The sequence below is a fragment of the Pararhizobium sp. PWRC1-1 genome, assembly GCF_049897905.1.
Classification (GTDB): Bacteria; Pseudomonadota; Alphaproteobacteria; order Rhizobiales; family Rhizobiaceae; genus Pararhizobium.
This window is the reverse complement of record NZ_JAFCXE010000016.1, coordinates 49527-66212: the sequence shown is the minus strand read 5'-3', so window position 1 is coordinate 66212 and position 16686 is coordinate 49527. Positions and strand designations below refer to the sequence as shown.

Sequence of the window (16686 nt, the reverse complement as noted above, 5' to 3'; positions counted from 1 at the left end):
CGCGGTTCCGCGCCATTTTTTCTTGACGGTGCCACCGGTGCCGGTGGCAAGGCAGGTATCCGTGGCATCCGATTTCAGCGCGCCCAAAATCTCCGGCCCGAAAGCCTCTACGGTCATCCGGCGCATCAGCGAGGCCGGGCAAAATCTACGGATGATCACAGTCGGCGTCGCCGTGTTCGTCGTCCTTCTCCTGGGCGCCTCCTTCTGGGTGTCCAAGAAGGGACAGGAGGCCGATGAGGCCGTCGCCCACACGGTTCGCAATGAGCGCCTGATCTCGGTCGTGCAGTCCCAGCTCCAGGATGCCGAAATCGGCCAGCGCGGCTACCTCCTGACCGGCGACCCCTTCTATCTCGAGCCCTATGACAAGGCGGTCAGCGCGATCAGCGCCAGCGTGGAAAGCCTCGCAACCGGGGTTTCCGACAACCGCCGCCAGGACGGCAATATCGCCGTGCTGCGATCTCTGACCACGCAGAAACTGTCGGAGCTGCGCCAGACCGTCGAGCGCCGCCGCGCCGGCGATGAGGCGGCGGCCGTCTCCGTGCTGCGCAATGGCCAGGGCAAGGTCCTGATGGACGGCGTGCGCGACGTTCTGGAGCGCACGCGCACGGAAGAGGAAAGCCTGATGACCGTGCGGGCCAATCAGGCGCGGCGCGCCGGGTTTGTCCTGGAGATGATGGTGATCGGGCTGGCGCTTCTGACCGCCCTCATGGGCGTGATTGCGGTGCGCGCCACGCTGCGGCGGGCACGATCGGCGGAGGCATCGCGCGATGAGTTGTTGCAGCAGCTCGATCGCAAGCTGCTCGCCATCATGGCGGCCGATATCGTCGGCTATAGCCGGATGATGGAGAGCGATGAAGCCCAGACCCTGACGCGGCTGAAAGAGATGCGCGATCGCATCGATCCGATCATTGCCAGCCACAGCGGCAGCATCGTCACTACGGCCGGCGACAGCGTGCTCGTCGCCTTTGCCAGCGCCCTATCAGCAATCGATTGTGCGGTGGAGATCCAGGGGGCGATGGCTGCCGACAATGGGGAGCTGCCGGAAGAACAGCATCTGATGTTCCGCATCGGTATCAATGTCGGTGACGTGATCGTGCAGGACGGGGATGTCTTCGGCGATACGGTGAATGTTGCGGCTCGGCTGGAGCCGATGGCGGATCCCGGCGGCATCTGCATTTCTCGCGCGGTGCGCGATCATATCCGCAAGCAGAGGCACCTGAGTTTCGATGACCTGGGCTTCCTAAAGGTGAAGAACATCGCCCATCCCGTCAGCGCTTTCCGGGTGCGGTTTGATCCGGCGGCCGAAGTTGCCGGGATACTGACGTGAGGGCTCCGACGCCGGGTGACCGGCGTCGGAGCTGAATACGCTTACTGCAGTGTACGAATCTGGGCCAGCTGGGCGGCAACAGCGCCGGTATCGGCGCCCGCAGCCTGGCCGTCGAGGCCGGTGGCAACGACGGAAACGCGGAACACGCCGTCGAGGCTCTTGTCGAAGATAGCGCCGACGACGATGTCGGCATCCTCATAGACTTCCTCGCGGATGCGGGTGGCAGCTTCGTCGACTTCGAACAGCGTCATGTCGGAACCGCCGGAGATCGAGATCAGCACGCCCTTGGCGCCCTTCATCGAGACTTCGCTGAGCAACGGATTGGCGATCGCCGCTTCGGCGGCCTTGGAGGCGCGGCCATCACCACTGGCTTCGCCGGTGCCCATCATGGCGCGGCCCATGCCCTTCATCACCGATTTGACGTCGGCGAAGTCGAGGTTGATCAGGCCTTCCTTGACGATCAGGTCCGTGATGCAGCCGACGCCGGAATAGAGAACCCGGTCGGCAATAACGAAGGCATCAGCAAAGGTGGTCTTGGCATCGGCAATGCGGAAGAGGTTCTGGTTGGGAATGACGATGACGGTATCGGCCGCTTCACGCAGCCGCTCGATGCCTTCCTCGGCCGATTGCATGCGCCGCTTGCCTTCGAAGCTGAACGGCTTGGTGACCACAGCCACCGTCAGGATGCCGGCATTGCGGGCCGCCTGCGCGATGACGGGAGCTGCACCGGTACCTGTACCACCACCCATGCCGGCGGTGACGAAACACATATGGGTGCCGCCGAGATGATCCATGATCTCGTCGATCGATTCTTCTGCCGCCGCACGGCCAACCTCGGGAAGCGAACCGGCGCCGAGACCCTCGGTCACCTGCGCGCCGAGCTGGATCAGCCGGGTCGCCTTCGACATGGTCAGCGCCTGCGCATCGGTGTTGGCCGCGACGAATTCGGCGCCCTGCAGGCCCTCGGTGATCATATTGTTGATGGCATTGCCGCCGCCGCCGCCGACGCCGATGACCGTGATCTTCGGTCTCATTTCCGAAATCACGGGTTTTTTGATCTCTGTCATCTCGTCGTCTCCTTGGACGTGCTTGCGGCCCCGGCATGTGGAAGCGCGTTCCGGGAGCTGCATCGAATGCGAAGCGGAGCGGGCGCGAATCAGGCTGCCGCAGGTTATTCTGGCAAAAAGGCAGAGAGACGGCACGGGTGCAAGAGTCACAGCTAAAATTGCTGTGCCGGCGAACGGTCTGGAGGGGGTAAAGGGGTCGTTCGGGAGCACTTCCTCTGCTCCCCAGCGGGGGAGAAGGTGGCCTGAAAGGCCGGACAAGGGGGGAGCCGCAGGTGCGGAATATGCCGAACCACCCTCTCATCGCCTCACCGCGTTCGGCATTTCTCCCCGCAGGGGAGAAGAGACAAGACGTTGCTCAGTTGGCGGCCGACATGCTGGTGATGGTAAAGCCGTCCTTGCGCAGAAGCTCGATCACGCCTTCGTTTCCGGGCAGATGCAGGGCGCCGACGGCCATGAAGGCGGCGCCACTGTTAAGGATCGGCTTGGCGCGGGTTGCCATGGTCTTGTTGCGGTTGGTGATGATGCGTTGCTCGAAATCGGCATAGCCTGCGTCGTCCACGGCGGATTTTTCTTCCGAAACGGCTTTCATCATCGGCATGATCAGGCCTGTATCGCCGGAGAGATAGAGTTCGGTGGTCGTTTCCATGACGTCGGCGATGGTATCGCCGAGCGCCAATGTCTCGATCAGTGCTTCCAGATGAAACTGCACCGGCAGGGCATCCATTGCCTGCAATTGCTCGACCAGGGTCTCCAGCCCTTTCAGGCTCTTGCCCTGTTTCAGGGCATCTTCGGCCAGCTTCTTGTCGAGGAAGGCGGCACCGGCAGCCTTTCGGCTCATTTCGCAGGCGGGCAGGGCAACGAAGCTCGCGATCATCCATGGCTTCATCTTCGCTACCAGCGTCAACGGGATGCCGCGCGCCTTCAGCCCGGCCGATAGTTTTTCGATCTCTTCGGGCTTCAAGAAATCCTTTATCGTCTTGCCGTCGGCAAACATCGTCAGTCCCGGCTGCATCATGATCGCGGCGGCTGCCTTGCGATCATCGACGATCTCGTCGGATTCGACGATGACGGTCTTGGTGGTGTCATAGGCCTGGCTGGCGCCTGCCGGCATGGCCAGCACGCGCGGATCGGTCACATGCATGGTGCCGAGCAGATAGGATGGCGCAATGCCCGCCTTCTCGATCTTCCAGAAGGTGCCCCTGCCGTTCGGAATGGCCGCCGCTTCCTTTTCCAGCGCCGCGAACTTGGCCGGATCGGAGGTTTGCATCTCGGCAATCAAGTTCTTGCCGCCACAGGACGCGTCTTGCGCACGGGCTGGCGAGATCGACAAGAGAGTGACGATCAGGCTCATCGCAAACAGGACGTGCAGCGTGGCGATCAGCGCAAGGACATTGTCGCCCAACCTGCCGGCCAATGTGCTGACCAGGCTACGTGCCGGTTTTGCCAAATGCTGAAACATAGTCGATCCTGTCTGCGAAAACTCTATCGGGCGATTCTAGCCGCCCAGGCCTCACGGGCCGTTTAACAAATCTGGTTAATGCGCGTTAACTGGCAAAATTCAGGCGCGTGGATGCGCCCGGTCGTAGATTTCCAAGAGCCTTGCCGAATCGACGCCAGTATAGACCTGCGTCGTCGACAGGCTGGCATGGCCGAGCAGCTCCTGGATGGTCCTGAGGTCGCCGCCACCGGCCAGAAGATGCGTGGCGAAGGAATGGCGCAGGGCATGTGGCGTTGCCGTATCCGGCAGGCCGAGCGCGCCGCGCAGTTTCTGCATCTCGCGCTGGATGATCCCCGCCTGCAGCTTGCCCCCCTTGGCGCCGCGAAACAGCGGACCATCCGTTGCCAGATGATAGGGGCAGAGTTTTTCGTAGGCACGCACCGCGTCGATCGCCGCCGATATCAGCGGCACGATGCGGGTCTTGCCGCCCTTGCCGTGAATGCGTAGTGCGGTCGGCGCACCGGCAAAATCGGCCGGCGTCAGGTCCAGCGCTTCGGAAATGCGCAGGCCGCAGCCATAAAGCAGCGTCAGCACGGCGGCGTTGCGGGTAGCGATCCAGGGTTCGTCAGCAAGCTGAGCGTCGCTGGTGACGACCATCAGGGCATCGATAGCCGTCAGCGGCTTCGGCAGCGATTTCGGTTGTTTTGGCGAGCGCACGGCAGAGGCGCCGGCGGCATTTGCAAGGCCCTTCTTTTCCAGATAGCGCAGAAAGGAGCGAAGGCCCGCCAGTCCGCGCCCAAGGGTTCTGGCACCCGCACCATCCCGTCTGCGGGAGGCAAGAAAGCCGCGCAGGTCGCCAGGGCGCAGCGCGCTGATGTCGCTCAGCCTGGCCGGGCCGCTGAGGTGGCCGGTGAGGAAATGCAGGAATTGCCGTGTGTCGCGCTCATAGGCCTCGACGGTTTTGTCCGACAGGCGCCGCTCCTCGCCGAGGCCGGAAAGCCAGCGCTGGCGCTCGGCCATCAGCTCGGGATGACCTATGATCAAGAGTTCGTTCACAGCCATGCTCCGCGTTTCGAGATGAGCACGACTCTGCGCGCCAGCCGGTTATGTTTTTCCTAACGGCCCTTGGAATTTGTCATGCTCGGATCATATTCAACTGCGATAGCTCAGGCGCAGACGAGGCGGAAGAAGCGATGGCGCGACGGCATTCGGCAAGCGGTTTCACCTACTTCGCGGAGACGGTCGCGCTGGTGTCGCACGGCCAGCCCGGCCATATCGTCGATACGCTGATTGCCGAGCGTGGCCAGCGCATCGTCAAGCATCCGCTCTGGCCGGTGATGCGGCCGTTTCTCTATACGGTGCTGAATTACCGCAAGGCGATCGAGTTTGCCGATGCCGTAGCCAACGTGCCGGGCTTCCAGGCGTTCGAGCATCTGAGCCGGACGCTTTCGCTGGATATCCGCGTGCACAACGAAGAGCGTATTCCCGAAAAGGGCGGCTTCCTTCTGGTGAGCAACCACCCGACCGGGATTGCCGATGGTATCGCCGTGTTCGATCTTTTGAAAAACCGCCGCCCTGACATGATGTTCTTTGCCAATCGCGATGCCATCCGGGTCAATCCGCGCTTTGCCGAAATGGTCATCCCGGTCGAGTGGCGCGAGGATTACAAGAGCAAGCTGAAAGCGCGCGAAACGCTTGAGATCACCAACCGGGCGATCTCGCAAGGCAAGGCGACGGTGCTGTTTCCGTCCGGCCGCATCGCCTATTGGGCGGAAGGACGGCTCAATGAACGCCCGTGGAAGACCTCGGCCGTCGGCTTTGCCCGCAAGTACAATCTGCCGATCCTGCCGGTGCACATGTCGGCGCGCAATTCCGGGCTGTTCTACTGGCTGGCCAAATGGTCGACGGAACTGCGCGACATGACTGTGTTCCATGAGCTTCTGAACAAGAAGGGCGACTTGTTCGATTTCACCATCGGCAACCTGATCCAGCCGGATGCGCTGGATGGGGACCCGGTCGAGGTGACGCGGGCCCTGGAGCGGCACACCGTGGTCGATCTCGCCTTTGACGGTGATGCCCGGTTCCGCAATCCGGTTCCGTTGCCGGAGACGATCGGGTAAATCTGCGTCATGCAGATTCGCTCCATGTTCGCCGCTAATTACCGGTCGCTCAAATCCATCCGCATGGATATGGCAGGCGTCAACCTGTTCATCGGCGAAAACGGTGTAGGCAAGTCCAATCTCTACCGCGCCCTGCAGCTGATTCAGGCCGCCGTGCGCGGACGGCTGGCCCACGAGATCGCCCGCGAAGGCGGCATGGCTTCGGCGTTGTGGAGCGGAAAGCGCCGGAGCGGCGATCCGGTGCGGATCAAGCTTGAAGTTGAGTTACTCGATGATGTCCATGCGTTGAGCTTCCTCTACCGCGTCGAGGCTGGGTTGCGCCCGGCGAAGGCTGCTGCCGGGTTCGTCTTCGAACCGCAGGTGAAGGAGGAGGAACTGAAGGTCGACGCCGGCCGTCCGGTCACGGTGATGAAGCGGGCGGGGCCGGGCATTTTCGTCAGAAACGCTGCCGGCCGGATGGAGGAGCATCCGGAACAGGCGCTGACCTCGGAAACCGCCATCGCGCTTCTCGGCGATGCCGGGCATTATCCGGAGATCGGTACGTTCCGGCGGGCGATCGACGGCTGGCGGTTTTTTCATGGCTTTCGCACCGACCGCGATTCGCCGCTGCGCTCCCCCTGCCTTGCCGTCACCGCGCCGATGCTGGATGAGGACGGCTCCAACCTTGCCGCCGTCTTTGCAACGCTGTTTCATACCCGCCAGGATACGGTCGATCTCGACCGCGCCATTACCGATGCCTTCGGCGGTGCGCGGCTGGTAGTGCCGGAACCGGAAGAGTTTGCCGAGTTCTCGCTGGTCTTTCCGGATTTCCCGCAACGCCAGTTTTCGCCGCGCGAACTGTCGGATGGCCAGATGCGGTTCCTGGCTCTTGCCGGCGCGCTGCTCTCCTATCGCAAACCGCGCTTCATCGCCCTCAACGAGCCGGAAACCAGCCTGCATCCCGATATGCTGCCGGCACTTGCCGAAATGATCGCCAGTGCTTCGGCCGACAGCCAGATCTGGATCGTCACCCATTCCGAGCTCCTGGCGGCGGAAATCCACAAGCGATGCGGAACGCGCCCGAAACGGGTGATCCGCAACGATGGCGCGACCTGGATCGAAGGCATGCGGCTGACGGGCGTGATCGATGAGGATGATGATTGAAAACAAAAAGCCCCGCGATCGTCTCGCAGGGCTCTTCGTTCATTCCAAAACCTGAAAAAAATCAGGCGATCTTCTGGCCGGTCTTGGCCCAGTCGGCTAGGAAAGTTTCGAGGCCCTTGTCGGTCAGCGGGTGCTTGACCAGTGCCTTCAGCGTTGCCGGCGGAGCGGTGATGACGTCGGCGCCGATCAGGGCGGCTTCCTTGACGTGGTTGACCGTGCGGATCGAGGCGGCGAGGATTTCGGTCTCGTAGCCGTAGTTGTCAAAAATCTGGCGGATTTCGCGGATCAGGTCCATGCCGTCGAAGGCGATGTCGTCGAGGCGGCCGACGAAGGGCGACACGAAGGTGGCGCCAGCCTTGGCGGCGAGCAGGGCCTGGTTGGCCGAGAAGCACAAAGTCACGTTGGTCAGGTGACCATCCGACGACAGGTTCTTGCAGGCCTTGAGGCCGTCGAGCGTCAAAGGCACCTTGATGCAGATATTGTCGGCGATCTTGGAAATGACAGCCGCTTCCTTCATGATCGTTTCGTAGTCCGTGGCAGCCACTTCGGCCGAAACCGGGCCATCGACGATGCCGCAGATTTCCTTGGTCACTTCCAGGATGTTACGGCCGGACTTCAGGATCAGCGAAGGGTTGGTCGTGACGCCGTCGACGAGGCCCAGGTCGTTCAACTCCCGGATTTCATTGACATCGGCTGTATCGACAAAAAACTTCATGGAATTCTCCCTTTCGGCGCTCGGGCGGGCGATGCGCGGGCTGCTGTGTTGTTTCGGGGTTTTCTTTAACGCAATCCGGAGGCAAGGTCACGGCCGATGACTGAAGATTCGACCGATTTGTTTGACGACCTGTTCGCCCGCCGTGTCGTGCCCGTTCTGGTGCCGATGCCCGCCCCGAAACCATACTCCTATGCCGTGCCGGAGGGAATGGCTGTCGAGCCCGGATCGATCGTCCAGGTGCCGCTCGGACCCCGCCAGGTGCTGGGCGTGGTCTGGGACGGGATCGACGACGGCAGCGTCGATCCGAAGAAACTCAAGGCCATTACCCGTGTCTTCGATTGCCCGCCATTGGCAAAGGACATGCGGACTTTCCTCGATTGGGTGGCGACCTACACCGTTTCGCCACCCGGTCTTGTTGCGCGCATGGCGCTGCGGGCCCCGGCGGCGTTCGATCCGGAACCGATGATCGAGGGCTTGCGGCTGACCGAGACACGGCCGGAGCGGATGACCTCGGCGCGCGAACGGGTGATCGCCACGGCCGACAATGGTTTTACCTGGACGCGGTCGGGGCTTGCCCATGCCGCCGGCACCTCGTCCAGCGTCATCGACGGGCTGACGGCGCAGGGTGTGTTCGAGACGGTTTTCATGCCGCCGCCGCCGGTGGTGGCATTACCCGATCCGGACTATACAGAGCATCGGCTTGAAGGGCCGCAGAAGCAGGCTGCGCTGGATCTGCTCGAAAGCGTCGATGCCGGCGGTTTTTCTGTCTCGCTCATCGACGGCATTACCGGTTCAGGCAAGACCGAGGTCTATTTCGAGGCGATCGCCGCGACCTTGAAGGCCGGCAAGCAGGTGCTGATCCTCCTGCCGGAAATTGCGCTGACGGCGAGTTTCCTCGAACGTTTCCAGGACCGGTTCGGCTCGAAACCGGCCGAATGGCATTCAGATCTCGCTCCCCGCACCCGGGAAAAAGTCTGGCGGCAGGTGACGGAGGGCGGGGTGCGAGTCGTGGCCGGTGCGCGCTCGGCCCTGTTCCTGCCGTTCGAAAATCTTGGTCTCATTATTGTCGATGAAGAACATGACCCGGCCTACAAGCAGGAAGACCGTGTCTTCTATAATGCACGCGACATGGCGGTGGTGCGGGCCCGGATCGGCGAGTTTCCGATCGTGCTTGTCTCTGCCACGCCATCGGTGGAAAGCCGGGTCAACGGCGATCTTGGCCGTTATAATCCGATCCACCTGCCGACCCGGTTCGGCGATGCGGCACTACCGGATCTCGGCCTCGTCGATATGCGCAAGCATCCGCCGGAGCGCGGCGGCTTCCTGTCGCCCGTCCTGCTGCGCTATATCGGCAAGGCGGTGGAGCGCGGCGAGCAGGCGCTTCTGTTTCTCAACCGGCGCGGATATGCGCCGCTGACGCTCTGCCGGGTCTGCGGCCATCGGTTCCAATGCCCGGATTGCTCCAGCTGGCTGGTCGAGCACCGGTTTCGCGGCCAGATCCAGTGCCATCATTGCGGCTATGCGGAGAAAACGCCGGAGAGCTGCCCGGAATGCGGCACGCTCGATCATCTGGTCGCCTGCGGCCCGGGCGTCGAGCGGATCGCCGAAGAAGTCGACCGGCATTTTCCCGATGCCCGCACCATCGTGCTGTCCTCCGACCTGATGGGCGTCAAGCGCCTGCGTCTGGAGCTGGAGGCCATCGCCAAGGGCGAGGCGGATATCGTCGTCGGCACGCAACTGGTCGCCAAGGGGCATAACTTTCCGATGATGACCTTCGTCGGCATCGTCGATGCCGATATCGGCCTTGCCAACGGCGATCCGCGCGCGGCCGAGCGCACATTCCAGCTGCTCAGCCAGGTGACGGGCCGGGCCGGGCGAACCGGCCTGAAGAGCCTTGGCCTTTTGCAAACCTACCAGCCGCAGCACCCGGTGATGCAGGCGATCGTGTCGGGCGATTCGGATGCCTTCTACGAACGCGAGATTAGCGAGCGGGAAAAGGCACTTCTGCCGCCCTTCGGACGGCTTGCCTCCATCATCGTCTCGGCCGATACCCGCGCCGATGCCGAGGGGCATGCGCGCGGCCTGCGGCAAGCAGCCCCCAAGGTCAGCGGCATCAGCATTCTAGGTCCGGCGGAGGCGCCCCTGGCGCTGATCCGCGGCCGCCACCGTTTCCGGCTGCTGGTCCACGGCCGCCGCAACAGCGACATGCAGGCTTTCGTCAAAACGATGATGGCCAACGGACCGAAGATGCGCGGCTCGGTGAGCGTGCAGCTCGATATCGATCCGCAGAGTTTTTTGTGAGGTTTACCAATCAGGTTCAAGGGAAGGCGGGGTGATTTCTCTTGTTTCGGCAGCCAACGTTGCTGCCCGGCGTCTCAATTCCAGTGGAAGCGCATTAAGGGCTGAATCTTCGAAGCTCAAATGCGGCAGGTGTTTGGCGATCAACTCGGCGACAAGATAGGCCTGATCCTTATCCCGCCGTTGCTTGAGTGGGTCGCGATCCTCCCTTTCGCTAACCCAGATCTTGTGGAGAGCGAAGCTGCGCGGGTCGGGTACCGACATCGTCAACGGAAACCCGCGCGCGTCCAGTACGGTCTGTTCGATTTTCGGACTGTTGACGAGCCATTTTAGACCCTCAATCTCGACGGGCGTCAGGTCGGTTGCGTGGGGAGTTTCCAATCTGCCGGGCTTTATGGGATCGGCAGATTGGGGCGTAATCAGATCGACAAGGAAGCCATCCTTGTTGACTGCTCGATAGCTGCCCTTCGAAAGCAAGCGAAAGGACTGATCAACGGACGTCAACAGGCCGAGCCAACCCTCCTGCGGCATATGTCTTGCAAGCAACCGCAAACTTGTCCGTCTGTCGAGTAAAAGATCTATGTCGCCGGTGGCGACGAGTTGGCTGTCTATGTGCACACCGGCCAGGCGCTCGTAGGCAAAGAGGCAATGTGTGCCTGCAATGTCGAGAGCCGAACCCATCAGATGGGCTGAATCCGTGGCGCGCAGTATTCTCGCCGCGATCAACGGCATCCTTCCCAGCCCCATTGCACGATTGACAGCGGCAAGCTCATTCAGGCGTCGCACCAAGCTCGCAACCGCGTCACGCAGCGTTCGGCGGCCGTCGTGAAAGCTTGCGAAAATGCCTTCTGTTTCCTCGCCGCGCGGCCCCAGCGATTTCCAGGTCCTTTCAGCCTTTCGATAAAGGTATTCGCGCTTGCCAACCTTTTTGAATGCCATGGAGCCTGCATATCGCGCCGCCAACTCCCGGGAAGCCGTCCTCCAGGCGAGGTAAACCTGCTCGGTATCGATGATCTGGCGCGCTTTTTCTCCGCTTAGTATATTGATACTATACACGTTATCCCCTTCATGGAGAATTCTTGAGGAAAAGGGATAATAGTCTTCAGGAAGAGCAATTCAAGAATTATCCCTTTTGCGGAAAATTTCCCTTAAACAGGGATAATATTTTATTTTTCAATATGTTGTCTTCAATTCGTGGAAAGAAACGGCTGACCCGGCAAATCTATGGGCGAGGTTTCTGCGCTTTCAGGCAGAATCCGTCTGTGCGATAAGCGAATCGGCAGATCGAAAACGGGGATATGACATGGAATTCTACATTCCGACGGAAACGGGAGAGTTCCTGGCGTTTTGCGCAGCCGTCGTCACGTCGCTGCTCGGGCTTGTCTTTCTGTTTGCTCCGGGCATCGCCTTTCGGGCGCTGGGGATCGATCTGCGCGAAGGCCGGCGTGGTGGTTATGCTGAGGCGCGCTCGACGATGGGTGGTTTCCACCTCGGGCTTGGCATCGCCGCACTGCTGTTGGCCCAGCCGATGGTCTATCTGGCGCTGGGGGCTGCTTTTGCGCTTGCGGCATTCGGGCGCATCCTGTCGATGCTGTCGGATAGCGGCAATACGGTTGTGAACTGGTTGTATCTGATCGTCCAGATCGCGCTTTCGGCTTTGCCCTTGGCCTATGTCTTTGGCTTCGTTTAAGCCCCGTCAGTCAGGCCCTACAGCGCGGACCTCGCCAGCTCATACCCCATTTTTGTCAAAATTTGGCCAATCCGGCCCCAACTATGCGCATTCGTGCGGTTCGCGTGTTGCGAGTCCAGATATCCTATGCTAGACGAACCGCGACTTGTGGGGGAAACAGGCCGCCCGGCCTGTATGTCCTTTAAAATATAGCAACAAATTCAAAGTGTTGGGTTTACGGTTCTCCGCAGACATCGCCTTTGAATTAAAATAAGAGAAGCTTGTGCCCGTGGCAGACACATCCCAGCTTATTTCCGGTGTTGCAGAAAGGTACGCGTCTTCGCTTTTCGATCTCGCATTGGAAGCGGGTTCGGTGGAGAGCGTAGGGGCGGATCTGGACAAGTTCCAGTCGCTGATCAACGAGAGCGCCGATCTGAAGCGCCTTATCGTCAGCCCTATCTTTTCTGCCGACGACCAGTTCAAGGCCATTTCCGCGATCATCGTGAAGGCTGGAATTACAGGTCTGGTCGGCAATTTCCTGAAGGTGGTTGCTCGCAATCGCCGCCTGTTTGCAGTGCCTGGCATCGTCAAGTCCTATCGCGAAACCGCCGCCCGTCATCGTGGCGAAGTTTCTGCTGAGGTGACTTCGGCTCATGCCCTGTCGGCAGCGCAGCAGACTGAATTGAAGGCGGCGCTCAAGGGCGTCACCGGCAAAGACGTGACGCTCAACGTCACGGTTGAACCCTCTCTTCTCGGTGGTCTGATCGTCAAGGTCGGGTCCCGCCAGATTGACACTTCCCTTCGCACAAAGCTTTCTAGCCTTAAGCTTGCACTGAAAGAGGTCGGCTGATGGATATCCGCGCCGCGGAAATTTCCGCAATTCTTAAAGATCAAATTAAAAACTTCGGCCAGGAGGCAGAAGTCTCCGAGGTTGGCCAGGTGCTGTCCGTCGGTGACGGTATTGCCCGCGTCTACGGTCTGGACAATGTCCAGGCCGGCGAGATGGTGGAATTCCCGGGTGGAATTCGCGGCATGGCGCTGAACCTTGAAGCCGACAATGTCGGTGTGGTTATCTTCGGTGCCGACCGTGGCATCAAGGAAGGCGACACTGTCAAGCGGACCGGCGCCATCGTTGACGTTCCGGTTGGTCCGGAACTGCTCGGCCGCGTCGTTGACGCGCTCGGCAATCCGATCGACGGCAAGGGCCCGATCAACGCAACGCGCCGTTCGCGTGTTGACGTCAAGGCTCCGGGCATCATCCCGCGCAAGTCGGTTCATGAGCCGATGTCGACCGGCCTCAAGGCCATCGACGCCCTGATCCCGGTTGGCCGCGGCCAGCGCGAGCTGGTCATCGGCGACCGCCAGACCGGCAAGACCGCCATCATTCTCGACACGATCCTCAACCAGAAGGCCATTCACGACAATGGTCCGGAAGCCGAAAAGCTGTATTGCGTCTATGTCGCTATTGGCCAGAAGCGTTCGACGGTTGCCCAGTTCGTCAAGGTGCTCGAAGAGCGCGGCGCACTGAAGTATTCGATCATCGTTGCTGCAACGGCGTCCGATCCGGCTCCGATGCAGTATCTCGCACCGTTCGCCGGTTGCGCGATGGGCGAATATTTCCGCGACAACGGCATGCACGCCCTGATCGGTTACGACGACCTTTCCAAGCAGGCTGTTTCCTACCGCCAGATGTCGCTGCTGCTGCGCCGTCCTCCGGGCCGCGAAGCCTATCCAGGCGACGTTTTCTATCTGCATTCGCGTCTTCTTGAGCGCGCTGCAAAGCTTTCCGACGCCAACGGCGCTGGTTCGCTGACCGCTCTGCCGGTCATCGAAACCCAGGGTAACGACGTTTCGGCGTTCATCCCGACCAACGTGATCTCGATCACCGACGGCCAGATCTTCCTTGAAACCGACCTGTTCTACCAGGGCATTCGCCCGGCGGTGAACGTCGGTCTGTCGGTTTCCCGCGTCGGTTCGGCCGCTCAGGTCAAGGCGATGAAGCAGGTTGCCGGCTCGATCAAGGGCGAGCTTGCTCAGTATCGCGAAATGGCCGCCTTTGCTCAGTTCGGTTCCGACCTTGACGCTGCGACGCAGCGCCTGTTGAACCGCGGTGCGCGTCTGACCGAACTCCTGAAGCAGCCGCAGTTCTCGCCGCTGAAGACGGAAGAACAGGTCGCAGTCATCTTCGCCGGCGTGAACGGGTACCTCGACAAGATCTCCGTCAACAAGGTTGGCGCGTTCGAGCAGGGTCTGCTGTCGTACATGCGTTCCGAAGGCAAGGACATTCTTGAGGCTATCCGCAAGGACAAGGCAATCAGCGACGACGTCAAGGGCAAGCTCAAGTCTGCCATCGACACGTTTGCGAAATCCTTCGCCTGATCGGGTACCAGTTAGGACGGACAACGGATGCCTTCACTTAAGGATCTGAAAAACAGGATCGCCTCCGTCAAGGCGACGCAGAAGATCACCAAGGCGATGAAAATGGTCGCTGCGGCGAAGCTTCGGCGTGCGCAGGAGGCGGCCGAGGCTGCTCGGCCTTACTCGCAGCGGATGGCGATCGTTCTCGCGAACATCGCAGAAGCTGTGGGCACCGACGACAGCGCACCGCGCCTGATGACGGGCAATGGCCGCGACCAGACGCATCTGCTCGTGGTCTGCACGGCCGAACGCGGTCTTTGTGGCGGTTTCAACAGCCAGATCGCCCGTTTTGCCCGCGACCACGTGCGCAAGCTTTTGGTCGATGGCAAGACGGTCAAGATCATCTGCGTCGGCAAGAAGGGCTTCGATATCCTTCGCCGCGAATTTGCATCGCTGATCATCGATCGTGTCGATCTGCGCGAAGTCAAGCGGATCGGCTTCGACAATGCCGACCTGATCGGCAAGAAGGTCATCGGCCTGTTCGAAAAGGGCGAATTCGACGTCTGCACTCTGTTCTATTCGGAGTTCAAGTCGGTCATTAGCCAAGTTCCGACAGCGCTTCAGCTGATCCCGGCTGCTGCTCCGGCAGTCGCCAAGAGCGATGAAGCATCTGCCGCCGCGATCTATGAATACGAGCCAGATGCGGGCGAGATCCTCAACGATCTCATCCCGCGCAACATTTCGGTGCAGGTTTTCCGGGCTTTGCTCGAAAATGTTGCGGGTGAAATGGGTGCCAAAATGAGCGCGATGGATAATGCCACGCGCAATGCCGGTGAAATGATCAACAAGCTGACGCTGTCCTACAATCGTCAGCGCCAGGCTCAGATCACCAAGGAACTCATTGAAATCATTTCGGGCGCGGAAGCGCTCTAAGGTTACGGAAAGAGGGTAAGGATTATGGCTAAGGCAGCTACCCCCAGTACAACAGCAGCGGCTAAGAAGCCGGCAGCGGTGAAGGCAGCAGCGGAAAAGCCGGCAGCAGCAGCGAAGACCGTTGCAGCGAAGAAGGCACCGGCAGCCAAGGTCGTCTTGACGGCAACCGGCGCAGTCGGCCGCGTGACGCAGGTCATCGGCGCCGTCGTCGACGTGACCTTCGAAGAAGGCCAGCTGCCGCTGATCCTCAACGCGCTGGAAACGGACAACAACGGCAACCGCCTTGTTCTCGAAGTTGCCCAGCATCTCGGTGAAAACGCCGTTCGCACGATCGCCATGGACTCGACCGAAGGTCTGGTCCGCGGTCAGCCTGTGACAGACACCGGCGCTCCGATCACCGTTCCGGTTGGGCTGGAAACGCTCGGCCGCATCATGAACGTCATCGGCGAGCCGGTTGACGAAGCTGGTCCGCTGATCACGTCGGGCAAGCGCTCGATCCACCAGGAAGCACCGTCCTACGTCGAGCAGTCAACGGAAGCGCAGATCCTCGTCACCGGCATCAAGGTCGTCGACCTCCTGGCTCCTTACGCCAAGGGCGGCAAGATCGGCCTGTTCGGCGGCGCCGGCGTCGGCAAGACGGTTCTGATCATGGAACTGATCAACAACGTCGCCAAGGCGCACGGTGGTTACTCGGTGTTCGCTGGCGTGGGTGAACGGACCCGCGAAGGCAACGACCTTTACCACGAAATGATCGAATCCGGCGTGAACAAGCACGGCGGCGGCGAAGGCTCCAAGGCAGCACTCGTGTACGGCCAGATGAACGAACCTCCGGGCGCCCGCGCTCGCGTCGCCCTGACCGGTCTGACGATCGCTGAACAGTTCCGTGACGAAGGCCAGGACGTTCTGTTCTTCGTTGACAACATCTTCCGCTTCACCCAGGCAGGTTCCGAAGTGTCGGCTCTTCTCGGCCGTATTCCTTCGGCTGTGGGCTATCAGCCGACGCTTGCCACCGACATGGGCCAGATGCAGGAACGCATCACCACGACGACCAAGGGTTCGATCACCTCGGTTCAGGCCATTTACGTTCCGGCCGACGACTTGACCGACCCGGCACCGGCAACATCGTTCGCCCACTTGGACGCAACGACCGTTCTGTCGCGTTCGATTGCGGAAAAGGGTATCTACCCGGCCGTTGACCCGCTCGACTCGACCTCACGCATGCTTGACCCGATGGTTGTCGGCGAAGAGCACTACGAAGTGTCGCGCCGCGTCCAGACGACCCTGCAGCGCTACAAGTCGCTCCAGGACATCATCGCCATCCTGGGCATGGACGAACTGTCGGAAGAAGATAAGGTCGCGGTTGCCCGCGCCCGCAAGATCGAGCGCTTCCTGTCGCAGCCGTTCTTCGTGGCCGAAGTCTTTACCGGTGCGCCGGGCAAGCTGGTTGCTCTCGAAGACACGATCAAGGGCTTCAAGGGCCTCGTCAACGGCGAATACGATCATCTTCCGGAGGCCGCCTTCTACATGGTCGGCTCCATCGAGGAAGCGGTCGAGAAGGCCAAGCGCCTGGCTGCCGAAGCCGCTTAATGACTTTTCGATCGGGGCGCCGGAACGGTGC

The 16686-nt window shown here is 61.0% G+C and carries 14 protein-coding genes; 9 read left to right on the top strand and 5 right to left on the bottom strand.

Annotated features, from left to right (window positions below; translation table 11 throughout):
- Positions 1-61: 61 nt before the first annotated feature.
- Complete coding sequence (locus ACP7E0_RS22840; RefSeq protein WP_426128094.1) at positions 62-1327, top strand: CHASE3 domain-containing protein; 1266 nt, start codon at positions 62-64, stop codon at positions 1325-1327.
- A gap of 41 nt (positions 1328-1368) precedes the next feature.
- On the opposite strand, the gene ftsZ is transcribed toward ACP7E0_RS22840, so the two are convergent.
- From ftsZ to ACP7E0_RS22825, 3 genes are all read right to left on the bottom strand, one after another.
- Positions 1369-2394 carry a cell division protein FtsZ gene (gene ftsZ, locus ACP7E0_RS22835; RefSeq protein WP_426128092.1) on the bottom strand — a complete coding sequence of 342 codons (1026 nt, stop codon included), beginning with the start codon at positions 2392-2394 and terminating at the stop codon, positions 1369-1371.
- A gap of 355 nt (positions 2395-2749) precedes the next feature.
- On the bottom strand, positions 2750-3853 hold the full coding sequence (locus tag ACP7E0_RS22830) for a TraB/GumN family protein (RefSeq protein ID WP_426128090.1): 1104 nt from the start codon (positions 3851-3853) through the stop codon (positions 2750-2752).
- A gap of 99 nt (positions 3854-3952) precedes the next feature.
- Positions 3953-4894: a tyrosine recombinase XerC gene (locus ACP7E0_RS22825; protein WP_426128088.1), complete on the bottom strand. Its 942-nt coding sequence runs from the start codon at positions 4892-4894 to the stop codon at positions 3953-3955.
- A 131-nt stretch (positions 4895-5025) separates the two neighbouring features.
- Between ACP7E0_RS22825 and ACP7E0_RS22820 the strand changes: the two genes are divergently transcribed.
- Both ACP7E0_RS22820 and ACP7E0_RS22815 read left to right on the top strand, forming a co-directional pair.
- On the top strand, positions 5026-5952 hold the full coding sequence (locus ACP7E0_RS22820) for a GNAT family N-acetyltransferase (RefSeq protein ID WP_426128087.1): 927 nt from the start codon (positions 5026-5028) through the stop codon (positions 5950-5952).
- Between the two features lie 9 nt (positions 5953-5961).
- Positions 5962-7095 (top strand): AAA family ATPase, encoded by a 1134-nt coding sequence (locus tag ACP7E0_RS22815; RefSeq protein WP_426128085.1) that lies wholly within the window; start codon positions 5962-5964, stop codon positions 7093-7095.
- Positions 7096-7156: 61 nt separating this feature from the next.
- Here ACP7E0_RS22815 and fsa read toward each other — a convergent pair whose 3' ends face one another.
- Positions 7157-7810, bottom strand: coding sequence for a fructose-6-phosphate aldolase (gene fsa, locus ACP7E0_RS22810; protein WP_113313881.1), 654 nt, complete (start codon positions 7808-7810; stop codon positions 7157-7159).
- 96 nt (positions 7811-7906) lie between these two features.
- On the opposite strand from fsa, the gene ACP7E0_RS22805 reads away from it, so the two are divergent.
- Positions 7907-10111, top strand: coding sequence for a primosomal protein N' (locus tag ACP7E0_RS22805; protein WP_426128082.1), 2205 nt, complete (start codon positions 7907-7909; stop codon positions 10109-10111).
- Positions 10112-10114: 3 nt separating this feature from the next.
- Here the strand turns inward: ACP7E0_RS22805 and ACP7E0_RS22800 are convergent, their stop codons facing one another.
- Positions 10115-10840, bottom strand: coding sequence for a nucleotidyltransferase family protein (locus ACP7E0_RS22800; RefSeq protein ID WP_426128080.1), 726 nt, complete (start codon positions 10838-10840; stop codon positions 10115-10117).
- Positions 10841-11411: 571 nt separating this feature from the next.
- Here ACP7E0_RS22800 and ACP7E0_RS22795 point away from each other — a divergent pair.
- The 5 genes from ACP7E0_RS22795 to atpD all read left to right on the top strand — a co-directional run bounded on the left by ACP7E0_RS22795 (position 11412) and on the right by atpD (position 16655).
- Positions 11412-11798 carry a DUF4345 domain-containing protein gene (locus ACP7E0_RS22795; protein ID WP_426128078.1) on the top strand — a complete coding sequence of 129 codons (387 nt, stop codon included), beginning with the start codon at positions 11412-11414 and terminating at the stop codon, positions 11796-11798.
- A gap of 262 nt (positions 11799-12060) precedes the next feature.
- Entirely contained in the window at positions 12061-12627 is a 567-nt protein-coding gene (locus tag ACP7E0_RS22790) for a F0F1 ATP synthase subunit delta (RefSeq protein ID WP_426128076.1), read from the top strand.
- The gene (gene atpA / locus ACP7E0_RS22785; protein ID WP_426128075.1) at positions 12627-14156 is read left to right on the top strand and encodes a F0F1 ATP synthase subunit alpha; all 1530 of its coding nucleotides are present in this window, start codon (positions 12627-12629) and stop codon (positions 14154-14156) included. The genes ACP7E0_RS22790 and atpA overlap by 1 nt, the downstream gene beginning before the upstream one ends.
- A 27-nt stretch (positions 14157-14183) precedes the next feature.
- On the top strand, positions 14184-15068 hold the full coding sequence (locus ACP7E0_RS22780) for a F0F1 ATP synthase subunit gamma (RefSeq protein WP_426128073.1): 885 nt from the start codon (positions 14184-14186) through the stop codon (positions 15066-15068).
- A gap of 24 nt (positions 15069-15092) precedes the next feature.
- Positions 15093-16655: a F0F1 ATP synthase subunit beta gene (gene atpD / locus ACP7E0_RS22775; RefSeq protein ID WP_426128072.1), complete on the top strand. Its 1563-nt coding sequence runs from the start codon at positions 15093-15095 to the stop codon at positions 16653-16655.
- The last annotated feature ends 31 nt before the right edge of the window (positions 16656-16686 follow it).